The sequence below is a fragment of the Myxococcus stipitatus DSM 14675 genome (genome assembly GCF_000331735.1).
Lineage (GTDB): Bacteria > Myxococcota > Myxococcia > Myxococcales > Myxococcaceae > Myxococcus > Myxococcus stipitatus.
Genome location: NC_020126.1, coordinates 6681746 through 6695793, shown reverse-complemented (window position 1 = coordinate 6695793; position 14048 = coordinate 6681746). Strand labels below are relative to the sequence as shown.

General features: G+C 69.0%; 10 protein-coding genes. 7 read left to right on the top strand and 3 right to left on the bottom strand.

The genetic code is table 11. The annotated features are described in order from the left end of the window. The first annotated feature begins 1 nt into the window (after position 1). The 6 genes from MYSTI_RS25830 to MYSTI_RS25805 all read left to right on the top strand — a co-directional run bounded on the left by MYSTI_RS25830 (position 2) and on the right by MYSTI_RS25805 (position 5832). Positions 2–883 carry a CheR family methyltransferase gene (locus MYSTI_RS25830; RefSeq protein WP_201768929.1) on the top strand — a complete coding sequence of 294 codons (882 nt, stop codon included), beginning with the start codon at positions 2–4 and terminating at the stop codon, positions 881–883. Then, complete coding sequence (locus MYSTI_RS25825; protein ID WP_015350748.1) at positions 880–1917, top strand: protein-glutamate methylesterase/protein-glutamine glutaminase; 1038 nt, start codon at positions 880–882, stop codon at positions 1915–1917. Before MYSTI_RS25830 ends, MYSTI_RS25825 begins: the two co-directional genes overlap by 4 nt. Before the next feature lie 46 nt (positions 1918–1963). Beyond that, positions 1964–2344, top strand: coding sequence for a response regulator (locus MYSTI_RS25820; protein ID WP_015350747.1), 381 nt, complete (start codon positions 1964–1966; stop codon positions 2342–2344). A 13-nt stretch (positions 2345–2357) separates the two neighbouring features. Next, the gene (locus MYSTI_RS25815; protein WP_015350746.1) at positions 2358–3116 is read left to right on the top strand and encodes an ABC transporter ATP-binding protein; all 759 of its coding nucleotides are present in this window, start codon (positions 2358–2360) and stop codon (positions 3114–3116) included. After that, on the top strand, positions 3113–4840 hold the full coding sequence (locus MYSTI_RS25810) for a putative ABC exporter domain-containing protein (RefSeq protein WP_015350745.1): 1728 nt from the start codon (positions 3113–3115) through the stop codon (positions 4838–4840). Before MYSTI_RS25815 ends, MYSTI_RS25810 begins: the two co-directional genes overlap by 4 nt. 101 nt (positions 4841–4941) lie before the next feature. Then, positions 4942–5832: an NAD(P)-dependent oxidoreductase gene (locus MYSTI_RS25805; RefSeq protein ID WP_015350744.1), complete on the top strand. Its 891-nt coding sequence runs from the start codon at positions 4942–4944 to the stop codon at positions 5830–5832. 49 nt (positions 5833–5881) lie between these two features. On the opposite strand, the gene MYSTI_RS25800 is transcribed toward MYSTI_RS25805, so the two are convergent. From MYSTI_RS25800 to MYSTI_RS25790, 3 genes are all read right to left on the bottom strand, one after another. Next, the gene (locus tag MYSTI_RS25800; protein WP_015350743.1) at positions 5882–7261 is read right to left on the bottom strand and encodes a RagB/SusD family nutrient uptake outer membrane protein; all 1380 of its coding nucleotides are present in this window, start codon (positions 7259–7261) and stop codon (positions 5882–5884) included. A 4-nt stretch (positions 7262–7265) separates the two neighbouring features. Continuing rightward, complete coding sequence (locus MYSTI_RS25795; RefSeq protein ID WP_015350742.1) at positions 7266–10133, bottom strand: SusC/RagA family TonB-linked outer membrane protein; 2868 nt, start codon at positions 10131–10133, stop codon at positions 7266–7268. A gap of 575 nt (positions 10134–10708) precedes the next feature. Beyond that, entirely contained in the window at positions 10709–11203 is a 495-nt protein-coding gene (locus MYSTI_RS25790; RefSeq protein ID WP_015350741.1) for a hypothetical protein, read from the bottom strand. Positions 11204–11542: 339 nt separating this feature from the next. Here MYSTI_RS25790 and leuS point away from each other — a divergent pair, with 339 nt between their 5' ends. Then, entirely contained in the window at positions 11543–14044 is a 2502-nt protein-coding gene (gene leuS, locus MYSTI_RS25785; protein WP_015350740.1) for a leucine--tRNA ligase, read from the top strand. Positions 14045–14048: the final 4 nt, after the last annotated feature.

Genomic DNA, 14048 nt, shown 5'->3' with positions numbered 1-14048 from the left:
GGTGGCTCGCTTCGACGACAGCCGACCGGAGATGTCCGCGGAGGAGTTCCGGCTCCTCCGAGACCACGTGTACTCGCACTGCGGCATCCTGGTGCATGAGGACATGAAGTTCGTGATGGAGCGGCGCCTGTGGCCTCGCCTGGAGGTGCTGGGTGCCCCGGACTTCAGCGCGTACCACCGCTACCTGCGCTACGACGCCAACCGGCACGTGGAGCTGGAAGCCGCCGTTGAATCCCTCACGACGCACGAGACGTACTTCTTCCGGGAGCCCTCGCAGCTGAAGGCGTTCCGCGAGGAGCTGCTCCCGACCCTGGAGAAGCGCAACGCCCGCACGCGTCGGCTGCGGCTGTGGTCCGCGGGCTGCTCCTCCGGCGAGGAGGCGTACACGCTGGCGATGCTCCTCAAGGAGGAGCGCCGCTTCGACGACTGGGACGTGGAGGTCTACGGCACGGACATCTCCCGGCGCGTGCTGGCGATGGCTCGGCGCGCGGAGTACGGACCCTCCGCGCTGCGCGCCACGTCGGCGGACCTGCTGGAGCGCTTCTTCCTTCCGACGGGGCACGCGAAGGTGCGGGTGCGCGACGAGGTCCGCGCGATGGTGTCCTTCGGCCACCACAACCTGCTGGACGAAGCGGGCAGTCAGCTCGTGGCGAAGATGGACGCGGTGTTCTGCCGCAACGTGATGATCTACTTCGACCAGTCCGCGCGCCGGAAGGTGCTGCGCATCCTGCGGGACCGGTTGGTGCCTGGAGGATATCTGCTGCTGGGGCACTCGGAGAACCTGCTGAACCTGGGCGCGGACTTCGAGCTGGTCCACCTGCGAGGAGACTTGGTGTACCGCCGGCCCGAGCTGCCAGGGCTGCTGGGGAGCGAGTCCCGATGAGCGAGCGGACTCCTGTCTCGGTGCTGGTCGTCGACGACTCGGCGCAGAACCGCTACACGCTGACCCGGTTGCTGGAGTCCACGCCCGACGTGCGCGTCCTCGATCGGGCGGCGGATGGTGAGGAGGGGCTGAAGAAGGTCCTGGAGCTGAAGCCGGACGTGGTGACGCTGGACCTGGAGATGCCCAAGCTGGGGGGCTTCACGTTCCTCCGGCTCCTGATGCGCACGTCGCCCACGCCGGTCATCGTCATCTCCAGCTACGCGCACCGCTCGGATGTCTTCAAGGCGCTGGAGCTGGGGGCCTTCGACTTCATCGCCAAGCCCGCGCGAGGCACGCAGGAAGAGCTCGAGAAGATGCGCGTGGAGCTGCTCGAGAAGGTGCACGCGGCGCTGCACGTGCGGCCCGGACAGCGTCACGCGTCGCCGGGGGCACGTGCGCTCGCGGTGGCGGGGGAGCTTCCGCTGGTGGTGGCGGTGGGCGCGTCGACGGGAGGTCCGCCCGCGGTGCAGCGCGTCCTGGAGGGGCTCGCCTCGGAGCCGACACCTTGTGTGCTGGTGAGTCAGCACATGCCCGCGCAGTTCACCCGGGCCTTCGCGGAGCGGCTGGACCGCATCGGCCCGTTCACGGTGACGGAGGCGAGCGAGGGGGATGTGGTGCAGCCGGGCCACGTCTACATCGCCCCGGGAGGCCGACACCTCGTGGTGGTGGAGCGAGGCACTCGCCTGGAGCTGCACACCCCGCCCCCCACGCCCTTGGACAAGTACGCGCCGAGCGTCGACCGGCTCTTCACCAGCGTGGCTCAGGTGCTGGGCAATCGAGCGCTGGCGGTGGTGCTGACGGGGATGGGCGCGGATGGAGCCCAGGGGGCGCGGGAGATTCAGCGCGCGGGCGGCGAGGTCTGGGCCGAGTCCGAGGAGACGGCGGTGGTCTTCGGCATGCCGGGGGAGGCCGTCGCGGCGGGGGCGGTGAAGCGGGTGCTCCGGCTGGGAGAGATTGGACCCGCCCTGGCGGCATGGGCCCGGAAGCGGCGGTGAGAACACCGGGCGGCGGCGGAGCCCTGGGTGTTAGTGTGCGCGGGCCATGACGCAGCAGATTCGAGCCCTGGTGGTGGACGACTCGCAGGCCATGCGGCGCAGCATCATGTACGCGCTGCAGCGCATCAGCGGGATGGTCTGCACGGAGGCCCAGGACGGTGCCGAGGGGCTGAAGAAGTTGACCCAGGGGCGCTTCGACCTGGTGCTCACCGACATCAACATGCCGTTGATGGATGGGCTGAAGCTCATCCACCACATCCGGCAGGCGACGGACCATCGGGGCGTGCCCATCGTCGTCATCACCACCGAAGGCGCCGCGGCGGACCGCGAGCGGGCGATGAACCTGGGCGCGAGCGCGTACCTGGTGAAGCCCGTGCAGGCCAAGGTGGTGATGGACACGGTGCGCGACCTGTTGAAGCTGGACTGAGGCCCGTGCGCGAATGGACTTCGTCCTTCGAGTCGCGAACCTGGAGAAGAGCTACGGCGCGCTGAAGGCCGTGCAGGGGCTGTCCTTCGCGGTCGCTCCGGGAGAGGTCCTGGGGCTCGTGGGGCCCAACGGTGCGGGCAAGACGTCCACGCTGCGCTGTCTCGCGGGCATCCTTCCGCCCACCTCGGGGCGGGTGGTGGTGGCGGGCTACGACCTGGCGAAGGACTCGGTGGAGGCGAAGCGGGAGCTGGCCTTCCTTCCGGACGAGCCCCGCTTCTTCGACTACCTCACGGTGTGGGAGCACCTGAACTTCACGGCGCGCCTCTACAACGTGGAGGACTGGGAGGCGCGAGGCCGCGCGTTGCTGGAGGAGATGGAGCTGACGGGCAAGGAGAAGGCGCTGCCGAGCGAGCTGTCGCGCGGCATGAAGCAGAAGCTCTCCATCGCCTGCGGCTTCCTCCACTCGCCCAAGCTCATCCTCCTGGACGAGCCGCTCACGGGCCTGGACCCCATCGGCATCCGCCGCATGAAGGACTCGCTGCGCCGGCGCGCGGAGGAGGGCGCGGCGTTGGTGTTGTCCTCGCACCTGTTGCCGCTGGTGGAGGAGCTGTGTCACCGGCTGCTCGTGATTGCCGGTGGACGCGCCATGGCGCTGGGCAGCCTGGATGCGATTCGGGCGCGGCTGAGCGGTCCGGATGCGGCGAATGCGTCGCTGGAGGACCTGTTCGTGCGCATCACCAGCGGCGCGAGGACGGAGACGCCCTCCCCGTGAGCTTCGAGCGCGCGGTGGCCTTCCTGTGGCTTGCGTCCACGCGCAATCGCTTGAGGGTCCAGCTCCAGCGACTGCGCAGGCCGCGCTACCTCCTGGGCGCGCTGGTGGGGCTGGGCTACATCTACTTCTTCTTCCTGCGGCGCTTGGACTTCTCGCCCGGCATGAGACAGGTGCCGGACGGGGTGCGCCTGTTCGCGGAGCTGTCGCTCGTGTCCTCCGCGCTCGTCACGGTGTTCTCCTCGTGGACCCTGGGGCCGGACCGTCCCTCGCTGACCTTCTCCGAGTCGGAGGTGGTGCGGCTGTTTCCCGCCCCCGTCACACGGCGCGCGCTGCTGCACTACAAGCTGGTGCGCGGCTGGATGGGCGCGGGCGTGGGCGCGCTGTTCGCGACCCTGTTCGTGGGGCGGCTGGTGGGCTCGACGCAGGGCTTCTTCTTCGTGGGCGCGTGGCTCTCGCTCGGGACGCTGTACCTGCACACGACGGCCGCGTCCTTCGTTCGCACGCGCCTGTTGGCCTGGGGGACGCGAGGGCAGGTGCTTCGCTGGAGCGGGGTGGGGCTGGTGCTCGCGGGGGTGGTGCTCGCGGGCTTCTCCGCGCTGGAGTCACACCCATTCCCCAGGACGGTGGGCACGCAGGGGGTCCTGCGGAACTGGATGCAGGCGCTGCTGGCCACGCCAGAGTTGGGCATCGTGCTGTGGCCTGGGCGCCTGTTGGTGGCGCCCGCTCTCGCGCGGACCTCCGGGGACTTCGTCTCCGCGCTCCTCCCCGTGGGCGTGCTCCTGGTGGCGCACTACGCCTGGGTGCGCGCGGCGGCGGTGCCTTTCGAGGAGTCCGCGGTGGAGCAGGCCGAGACGCGCACGCGCGAGCGCGCCCAGCAGGGAGAAGGTGCTCCCGCGCGCGGGGTGTCGCTCTCCTCGCGGAAGACGCCCTTCCGGTTGTCGGCGCGGGGACGTCCCGAGGTGGGGCTCATCTGGAAGAACCTCATCATCCGCAGGCGGATGGCGGGAGGCATGGTGTCGGTGCTGGCCGCGCTGCTGGTGGGCACCGTCGTGGTGGCGACGATGGGAGAGGTCCGCCTCTTCACGGACACGCGGCGGGTGCTGGGGCCCATGGCGCTGGCGCTGGCGGCGATGCTCGCGGTGGTGGGGCCGAGCGCCTTTCGCATGGACCTGCGGATGGACCTGCCCAAGCTGGACTTGCTGCGCGCGTTGCCGCTCGCGGGCTGGCAGGTGGTGGGCGCGGAGCTGGCGGCCTCCGCGCTGGTGCTGGGCGCGCTGCAACTGGGCCTGCTGGCCGTCGGCCTGGTGAGTGGCCCTGGCGCGGAGGACGCGTGGCTGGTGACGTGGTGGTGGCCGGGAGGACTGGCGCTGGTGATGGTGCTGCCCTCGGTCGCGCTGGCGGGGCTGTTCGTGCAGAACGCGGCGGTGGTCCTGTTCCCCTCGTGGGTGCCCGCGGACAGGGCAGGGGGCTCCCGGGGCATCGAGGCGCTGGGGCAGCGCCTGGTGACGCTGATGGGCTCGCTGGTGGTGTCGCTGGTGGGGTTGTTGCCCGCGGTGATCGTGGGGAGCCTGGTGGGCTTCGTCCTCGCTGGCGCACTGGATGTCTGGGCCGCTCCCATCGCGGGTGCGGCGGCGTCGGCGGTGCTGCTGGGGGAGGTGGTGTTCGGCGTGTTCTGGCTCGGCCGCGCTTTTGAACACCTGGATATCTCCGAGGAGCGTTCTTAGTAACGGCGAGCGTCCGCTGCCGGACGCGTGCCCCCGGAGCGCTTGTGTCGCCTGGGCCGCGCGCGCACGTTGGCGCGGACCCAAAGGGACAGGAGCGCGACATGAAGCTGGGGTTCGTGGGACTGGGCAATATGGGCTTGCCCATGGCGAAGAACTTGCTCGCCGCGGGGCATGAGGTCGTGGTGTGGAACCGCACCGCCGCGAGAGCCGAGCCCTTGGTCCAGAAAGGCGCCCGCGTGGCGGCCACGCCCGCGGAGGCGGCCAAGGGCGCGGAGGTCGTCTTCAGCATGCTCGCGGATGACCGCGCGGCGGAGGCGGTGGCGCTGGGGCCTCGAGGCATCATCGAGGGGCTGGCGAAGGGCGCGGTGCACGTCTCCTCGAGCACCATCTCCGTGGCGCTCTCCCAGAAGCTGACGGATGCCCACGCGAGCGCGGGGCAGGGCTATGTCTCCTCGCCCGTGTTCGGCCGGCCCGAGGCCGCTGACGCGAAGCAGCTCTGGGTGCTGGCCGCGGGCGCGAAGGCGGACGTGGAGCGCTGCCGGCCCGCGCTGGAGGCCCTGGGGCGGGGGCTGACGGTGCTCGGTGAGCAGGCGTCGCTGGCCAACGTGGCGAAGCTGTCCGGCAACTTCCTCATCGCGGCGATGCTGGAGACGCTCGCGGAGGCGTTCGCCTTCACGCGCAAGTCCGGCATCGAGCCGCGGCAGTTCATGGAGCTGTTCCAGAACGTCTTCGCGCGCTCGCCCATCTTCGAGCGCTACGCCCAGGCCATCGCCGACGAGAAGTACTCGCCCGCGGGCTTCGCCATGCGGTTGGGGCTCAAGGACGTGGGGCTGGTGCTGGAGGCGGCGCGCGCGGCGGAGGTGCCCATGCCGCTGGCCAGCCTCGTGCGGGACCAGTACCTGGGGGGCGTGGCTCAAGGGCACGGGGACCTGGACTGGTCCGCCTTGGGGGCGCTCGTCGCGGAGCGCGCCGGCCTGCCCGGGCCTCGGTGAGACAGACGACGGGGCCTCCAAGGTTGAACCTTGGAGGCCCCGGGGTGAGCTACTTCCGGCTGTCGATTTCAGCGACCGGAATGGGGAACCACGGGTGCGGCGGGAAGTCCGGGCTCAGGTTGCGCGGAAGCGTGTCCAGCCGCCCGAAGCGACGCATGTCGAGCCACCGGTGGCCACCCTCGAACATCAGGGAGTAGCGCCGCTCGTACAGGAGCGCGTCGACGATGGTCGCCTCGGTGAGCGCCTTCTCCGGCAGGCGGCCGGAGCGGGTGCGGATGTAGTTGATGTCCTCCGCCGCGGGGCCGAAGTTGCGCAGCCCGATGTTGGCCTCCGCCCGCAGGAGGATGAGCTCCTCGTTGCGGATGATGGGAATCGAGGTGTCGGCGGTGGGGTAGAGCGAGAAGCGCAGGTCCGTCGACAGCCGGCCGCCTCCGCCCGTGGCGGCCTCCGCCAGCTTGGCCACCTTGCGCTTGAAGCGATCATCGGCCACCTCGGTCCCGTTCTTCTCGGCGTCGGCCTCCAGAGAGGGGTGCGCGTAGACGTTGCGGGAGACGAGGCCGTTGTCCGTGTCACCCGAGGACGGGCGGAACACGTGGTACACGCCGACGCTCAGGGACGCGAGCGTCGCCGCCTTCGAGGCCTCATCGGCCGGAGCGTTCGCGCTGATGAAGGACTCACTCAGCGCCGCCAGGGCCTCCTCGTGCTTGCCCGCGTACACGGACGCGCGCGCCCGCACCGCGCGGTTGAACTTCCGGAACGCCGCGGGCGTCTCGAAGCCCCGGAAGCCCGTGCTCAGGCGGAAGGAGAACGCCCCTCCGGCATTGGCCAGGTGGCTGTTTCCCTCATCCAGCAGCTTGAGGATGTGGTTGAGCACCGCCTCCTTGCCCTCGATGGGGGCCAGCTGACCCAGCGGCCGGTCCACGTCGATGGGCGCGCCGTTGGTGTCCCGGGTGTTGATGATGACCAGGAAGTCCAGCGCCATGAGCGTCTTCGCGAAGCCCCGGATGCCTTCCTTCTCCGGGTCGCTCGGACGCGCCCCGACCCTGTCCAGCGCCGCCAGCAGCGTGTTGGCGTTGCGGATGTTGGCGTAGGGCGCCGCCCAGTGGTTGCCGCCGTAGGCGCCGCCACCCGGGTCCATGATGGGGCCGAGCATCTCGTCGATGGCGCGAGGGTCCGCCGGGTCGAAGACGTAGGCCTCGCGCCCGATGACACCCAACTGCGCGACGTAGCCGTTCGGCGGGGACACGTTCGCGCGGTGGCCGATGATGAGGCCCGTGGCGGCGCTGTTGACGCCGGACTCGGTGGGGTTGTTCCTGAAGTCATCCAGGCTGGGGTTGTTGAGGTCCCCGATTTCCATGCTGCCGCAGCCGCTCAGTCCGAGCGCGGCGACCAGCGCCACCATTGCCTTCTTCGTCTGGGAGATATTCATGGCCTTAGAACCCGACGTCGAGCGACGTCCAGAAGCTGCGGCTGGGGGGGAAGGGGGCGACGTCGATGTTGCGGGCGATGGCCTGGTTGCCGAAGTTGCTCACCTCGGGGTCCAGACCCGAGTAGCCGGTGAACGTCAGCAGGTTGCGGCCGCTGATGCTCAGCCGCGCGCTCTGCACCTTCGGAATCGCGGACACCCACTGCTTGGGCAGGTTGTAGCTGAACGTCACCTCGCGCAGCTTCAGGAAGGACGCATCCTCGATGTAGACGGCGGCGCTCCGGGTGCGGTCCTGGACGCGCTGGCGGCCGGCCGTCTCGAAGTCCTCGGACGTGCCCGCGTCGTCGTAGAGGTAGCGCGTCAGGTTGATGATGTCGCTGCCTTGCTGCCAGTGCCACAGGAAGGACAGGCTGAAGTCCTCGTAGCGCAGCGTGTTGGCGAAGCCCATGGTGAAGGTGGGCTCGGTGTCGCCAATCTTCCCGACGATGGGGACGTTGTTCGCGTCGCGGCCGATGTTGCCGACAATCTGCGTCGCCGACTGGCCCTCCTCGATGTAGAACGAACCCAGGGAGTTGCCGAAGCCACCCGCCTGGAAGGGCGCGACCGGCAGGTCCGTCACCTTGCTGCGGTTGAGGGCGAACGTCGCGGAGCTCGTCCACTCGAAGGCGCCGCGCACCGGCGTCACCTGCACCATGGCCTCCAGGCCGCGGTTGCGCAGCGAACCCCCGTTGACGAACTGGGTCGTGAAGCCCGTGGAGCCCGGCAGGACGCGCTGCAGCAGCATGTCGCTGATGGCGCGCTGGTACACGGACAGCTCCAGCATCACGTCGCCGTCGAAGAGGAGGGCGTCGATACCTGCCTCGATTTCGCGCTGCCGCTCCGGACGGATGTTCGGGTCACCCGCGACGCCCGTGCCGATGAGGCCCGGTGAGCCCTGCACGTTGGAGCGCGAGTTCATGCCGTTGAACCGCATGCCGTACTGCGGCTGGTTGCCCGTCTCACCGTAGGCCACGCGCACCTTCAGCTCGTGCACGAGCGGGATGGTCGCCGGGATGCGGTAGGCGGTCGCCAGCTTCGGGTAGAAGTAGAGCTTGTGGGGGTTGCCGTTGGCGCTGGTCTGCTCGCCACGGATGGCGCCCACCACCGTCAGGCGCTCATCCAGGAGGAGCAGCTCCTCCTGGAGGTAGTAGCCGCGGTCCCGGACGTGCGACTCGTTGTCGCGAACGTTGATGACGGTGCCGGAGTCGATGCCCGGCTGACCCGCGTTGAGGTTCTCGCTGACGACGTACTTGGAGTCGACGCGGCGCTCCTCGTACTGGAAGCCGGCGGACGTCGTGGCCGACATGAACTTCGAGGCGGGCTTGTACGAGTGCACCAGGTTGATGCCGCTGTTGATGTTGCGCACCTGGCTGGTGCCGAACAGCGACGTGCCCGGGAGGGTGTCGTCGACCGGCTCGAAGTTGAGCTCGGGCGGGAACAGCAGCTTGTTCTCCTGCTGGAAGCGGTCCACGCCCGCGTTGGCCAGCAGGCGCAGGTGCTGCTCATCCGTCTTGAACAGGTGGAGGGTGGCATCACCGGAGCCGATGAAGCGCCACACGTCCTCGTCGTTCTTCACCATCGCCGCCGTCTGCAGCGGGTTGGCGCCGTTGCCGAGGAACGGGTTGCGCGGATAGATGCCGGCGGCGTCCGGGTCCATGTTCAGGAACTCGGGCACCGTGGGCATCACCATGTAGTTGGTGATGGTCTGGTTGTCGTTGTTGGTGAGGCCGCGCTGGCCCAACGTGTGGATGAGGTTGGTGGCGACGTTGACCTCCACCGCGTCGCCCAGCCCCTGCGTCAGGTTGAGGCGGAACGACTGCTTCTCGTAGCCCGTGTTGGCGATGATGCCCTCGTCGTTGCGGACCATCGCGGAGGCGAAGTACTTCGTGTTGCCGCTGGCGCCGCTCACGCTGGCGAGCGTCTCCGAGGACAGGTCCCGACGGCCGGACAGCTTCGCCTCGTGGTCATACGTCTTGCCCGTGTAGAACTCCGCGGCGCGAGGGCCGAAGACCTCCACGGCCTCCTCGACGGTCTCGAAGCGGCGGGTGCCCAGCTTGTTGGCCAGCGTGTACATGCCCAGGCGCTGGGTGATTTCGACCTTGGGGTCGCCGGCCTTGCCGCGCTTGGTGTTGATGATGACGACGCCGTTGGCGGCCTTGGAGCCGTAGATGGCGGCGGCGGACGCGCCCTTGAGGACCTCGATGCTCTCGATGTCGTTGGGGTTGATGTCCGCGATGCGGTTGACCTGGTTGTCCTGCGTGGCGTTCGGGTTGGAGCCGCGCACGGACTCGGTCACCACGAACATGCCGGAGGCGATGGCCGCGTCGCTGACGAGCACGCCGTCGATGACGTAGAGCGGCGCCGTGGAGCCGTTGATGGTGGACACGCCGCGCAGGCGCATCTGGATACCGCCGCCCGGGGCGCCGGAGTTGGCCTGGATGTTGGCGCCGGCAATCTTGCCCTGGAGGGCCTGGTCGACCGTCTGGGCCGGAGCGCGGTTCATCTCCTCCGCGTTGACCGTGGCCACGGAGTTGGCCAGGTGCTTACGGGCCAGCTCACTGGCGCGACCCACGACGACCATCTCCTCGGAGAAGATGTTGTCGAGCGCGACGTTGAGCTCCCGCTGGGTGGCGCCCAGGCGCACTTCACGCTCGCCGTAGTCCTGGCTGGAGAAGAGCAGCGTGACGGAGCCCGGCGGGACGTTGGGCAGCGAGAACGTGCCGTCCAGCTCCGTCTCCACGCCCTGCGTGGTGCCCTTGATGATGACGCGCACCAGGGGCAGACCTTCGTTCGTGAGCCGGTCCGCGACGCGACCCTTCACGGTGCGCCCCAGCACGGGCGCGGCCGCGGGGGCGGCCGCCGTGGGAGCAGGAGCGGCTGGCGTTGCCGCGGCCGGAGTCTCCGCTGCTGGCGCGGGCGCCGGAGTGGCAGGAGCCTGAGCCGCTGGCGCCGGCTGTGGCTCCGCCGCGGGTGGGTTGCCTTCCTGCGCCATTGTTTCCAACGAGAAGAGTGCGATTACGCACCCCGGAATCAACGCTCTCTTAAGCGTCATTCGGATAGTTCCTCGCAACGGTGGGAACGGCCCCCCCAGCAGGTGCCGTGGGCGCGAATCGTCACTGCCTGAACTGAATCAAGTCAATGGCAGTCCCAGTATTTCAAGAACGTTGGCCAAATCCATCCAAACGGAAATATTCCGATCTCGTATCGAGCCCGGCTGACGCGCAGCGCGATGAACGCGTGGATGGGAGGAGCGCGAGGCCCTACCTGTCCGGGCCCATGGTGGATCTCCCCGAGCCCGACCCAGGGGGATGGGTGTTGCAACCGGTTTCAGGGCACGGCCCGCATGACAGGCTTTGCCAGCCCGCGTCAGCGCAAAGCCTCAGCAGGCGCGTCGCGGCATCTGCGGGACACTCAGTCCGCGCGCGTGCGGGTGCGCGAGAGATATCCGCGAAGCAGCGCGGCGAATTCGTCGTGGACCGCGCGCGAAGCGAGGGAGGGGCGGCTTCTCAAGGGAAAGACTTTCTCGTCCTGGAGGCGCAGGGCCAGCGTGTGCATCGGGAGTCCCTTGGCGCGAGCAGGCGTCACCTGGACGATGACGTCCGCGATGTCCTCTGTTCCGTGCACGTGCTCGAAGCGCCCCCGGAGCGAGCGACGCTCCACCTTCACCTGTCCGGTGAGGCGGTCCACGGTGCAGAAGGTGGAGACGCAGCCGTGGAGGAAGACGAACCAGAGGAACGCGGCGACCAGGAGGAAGACGAGGGGGGCTGGCGTGGAGAAGGGGTTGGAGGCCTCCCAGAACACGCCCCCGACGAAGAGCGTGGCGATGAGCGCGAGCGCGAGGACGAGCCAGGACGGTCGCTCCATCCGCACCCGCAGCCGGGAAGATGTCTGCTCCAGGACCTTCATCCGCGTTGCCCCCCATGTGCCGCCAGGACGTGCTCGGCCCTGTCTAAGCGCGGAGGCGGGGAGGCGGAAACAGTCCTGTGTCGGCGGGGGACGGAACTCCCGGGTTTCCATGTGGGATAGGGGCTGGCGCGTCGACTGGGGGGAGGCGGAGCGGCCGGGCCTGCCCCTGGGTGGGGCACAGAGGGCGCGAGCCGTGGGTTCTCCCGGGTCAGCCCGAGAAATCGGGTCCCGTCGGCCCTTGGGAGGGCCACGTCCTGGCCGGTGGTCGGCGAGGACGACGGGAGCCCGGCAAGATTGGTTGCCCCCAGGGCCAGCCCTCCCATAAGAGGCGCAGCGGACATGGCGATGAACGAGCGTTACGAGCCCCAGGCGATTGAAGGTAAGTGGCAGGCCCGTTGGGACGAGGCCGGCATCTTCCGGGCGGGCAAGCGCCCCGGCGCACCCAAGAAGTACGTGCTCGAGATGCTGCCGTACCCCAGTGGCAAGATGCACATGGGGCACGTCCGCAACTACCTCATCGGGGATGTGTACGCGCGCTACTTCCTGATGCGCGGGTATGACGTGCTGCACCCCATGGGCTGGGACGCCTTCGGGTTGCCGGCGGAGAACGCGGCCATCAAGGAAGGCGTTCACCCGGCCGTCCGCACCGCGGAGAACATCGTCTCCTTCAAGAAGGAGATGAAGAGCCTGGGCTACAGCTACGACTGGGAGCGCGAGGTCAACACCAGCGCGCCCGAGTACTACCGCTGGAACCAGTGGTTCTTCATCCAGATGTTGGAGCGCGGGCTCGTCTATCGCCGCTTCAGCAAGGTGAACTGGTGCACCGGCTGCCACACCGTCATCGCCAACGAGCAGGTGAAGGACGGCGTCTGCGAGCGCTGCTCGTCGCCCGTGGTGGACAAGGAGATGCCCGAGTGGGCGTTCCGCATCACCCGCTTCTCGCAGGACTTGTTGTCCTCGCTGGACACCCTCAAGGAGTGGCCGGACCGCATCACCTCCATGCAGCGCAACTGGATTGGCCGCTCGGACGGTGCCGAGGCGGACTTCCGCGTCCAGGGGCATGACGCCTCCCTGCGCGTCTTCACCACGCGCGTGGACACCATCTACGGCTGCACCTACGTGGTGCTCGCGCCGGACCACAAGCTGGTGGCCCAGGTGACGACGCCGGAGCGGCGCGCGGAGGTCGCGGCCTTCGTCAAGCGCATGGCGGCGCAGTCCAAGACGGAGCGGATGGGGGAGGGGACGGAGAAGGAGGGCATCTTCACCGGCGCCCACGCCATCAACCCCTTCACGGGGCAGCAGGTCCCCATCTGGATCGCCAACTTCGTGTTGAGCGACTACGGCACCGGCGCGGTGATGAGCGTGCCCGCGCACGACGAGCGGGACTTCTCCTTCGCGCGCAAGTACGCGTTGCCGGTGAAGGTCGTCATCCAGCCGGCCACGGGCGACAAGCTGCCCGCGGGCGAGGCGCTGGAGGCCGCGTCTACCGAGTACGGCGTGCTGGTGGACTCGGGTGAGTACACCGGGAAGACGTCCGAGGTGGCTCGCCAGGAGATGGCGAAGAAGCTGGAGCAGGAGGGCCGGGGCAAGGCCACGGTGACGTACCGCCAGAAGGACTGGGGCTTCAGCCGCCAGCGCTACTGGGGCACGCCCATCCCCATCGTCTACTGCGAGAAGTGCGACCCGGAGCGCCAGGGCATCCCCGTGCCCGTGGAGCAGTTGCCGGTGCGCCTGCCGGAAATCGACGTCCAGGAGGTGTTGACCGGCAAGGGCGAGCCCCCGTTGGCGAAGGTGCCCTCGTGGGTGAACACGACCTGCCCGAAGTGCGGCGGCCCCGCCCGGCGTGAGGCGGAGACGATGGACACCTTCGTCGACTCCTGCTGGTACTTCGCGCGCTACCTGTCGCCGCACTACGACGCCGCGCCGTTCGACCCGAAGGAGGCCCAGCGCTTCCTGCCCGTGGACATCTACGTGGGTGGGCCCGAGCACGCGGTGATGCACTTGCTCTACTTCCGGTTCTGGACCCGCGTGATGAAGCTGTTGGGTTTGAGCCCGGTGGACGAGCCCGTCACGCGCTTGATCACGCAGGGCATCGTCAACGGTCCGGATGGCCGCAAGATGTCCAAGCGCTGGGGCAACGTGGTGGCGCCCGCCTCCATCGTCCAGAAGTACGGCGCGGACACCGCCCGGGCCTACGTGATGTTCGCCGGCCCTCCGGAGCGCGACTTCGACTGGTCCGACGACCAGGTGGAGGGCGTGTTCCGCTTCCTCAAGCGCGTCTGGACGCTGGCGTCCACGCACCACGCCGCGGTGGCGGGTGCCACCCACGCGGGCCCCTTCGAGGGCAAGGCGCTGGAGATTCGCCGCGCCGCGCACAAGGGCCTCAAGCGCGTGAGCGAGGCCATCGAGCGGCTGTCGTTCAACACGGCCATCGCCGGCACCATGGAGTGCGTCAACGCGCTCTACGCGACGGGGACGCCGGAGACGCCCGCGGAGAAGGCGGCCATGGCGGAGGCCGTGCGCCTCCTGGCGGCCATGCTCACGCCTTTCGCTCCGCACATCGCGGACGAAATCGCGGAGGCGTACGGGAGCAAGGAGCTCACCGTGGCCCAGGCGTGGCCGGACTTCGACCCCGCGCTGGTGGTGGACGACGTCATCCCCTACGCGGTGCAGGTGAACGGCAAGCTGCGCGCGGAGATTCAGGTGCCCGCCAACGCGGTGGAGGCGGATGTTCGCGCCGCGGCCGAGGCGGACGAGCGGGTTCAGGCCGCCATCACCGGCAAGACGGTGCGCAAGTTCGTCTTCGTGCCCAAGCGCCTGGTGAACTTCGTCGTCGGCTGAGCGA

What these genes read in the sequence shown, in the direction of transcription:
- MYSTI_RS25825 (WP_015350748.1), top strand. Translation starts at nt 880, where the DNA reads ATGAGCGAGCGGACTCCTGTCTCGGTGCTGGTCGTCGACGACTCGGCG.
- MYSTI_RS25820 (WP_015350747.1), top strand. Translation starts at nt 1,964, where the DNA reads ATGACGCAGCAGATTCGAGCCCTGGTGGTGGACGACTCGCAGGCCATG.
- MYSTI_RS25815 (WP_015350746.1), top strand. Translation starts at nt 2,358, where the DNA reads ATGGACTTCGTCCTTCGAGTCGCGAACCTGGAGAAGAGCTACGGCGCG.
- MYSTI_RS25805 (WP_015350744.1), top strand. Translation starts at nt 4,942, where the DNA reads ATGAAGCTGGGGTTCGTGGGACTGGGCAATATGGGCTTGCCCATGGCG.
- MYSTI_RS25800 (WP_015350743.1), bottom strand. Translation starts at nt 7,261, where the DNA reads ATGAATATCTCCCAGACGAAGAAGGCAATGGTGGCGCTGGTCGCCGCG.
- MYSTI_RS25790 (WP_015350741.1), bottom strand. Translation starts at nt 11,203, where the DNA reads ATGAAGGTCCTGGAGCAGACATCTTCCCGGCTGCGGGTGCGGATGGAG.
- leuS (WP_015350740.1), top strand. Translation starts at nt 11,543, where the DNA reads ATGGCGATGAACGAGCGTTACGAGCCCCAGGCGATTGAAGGTAAGTGG.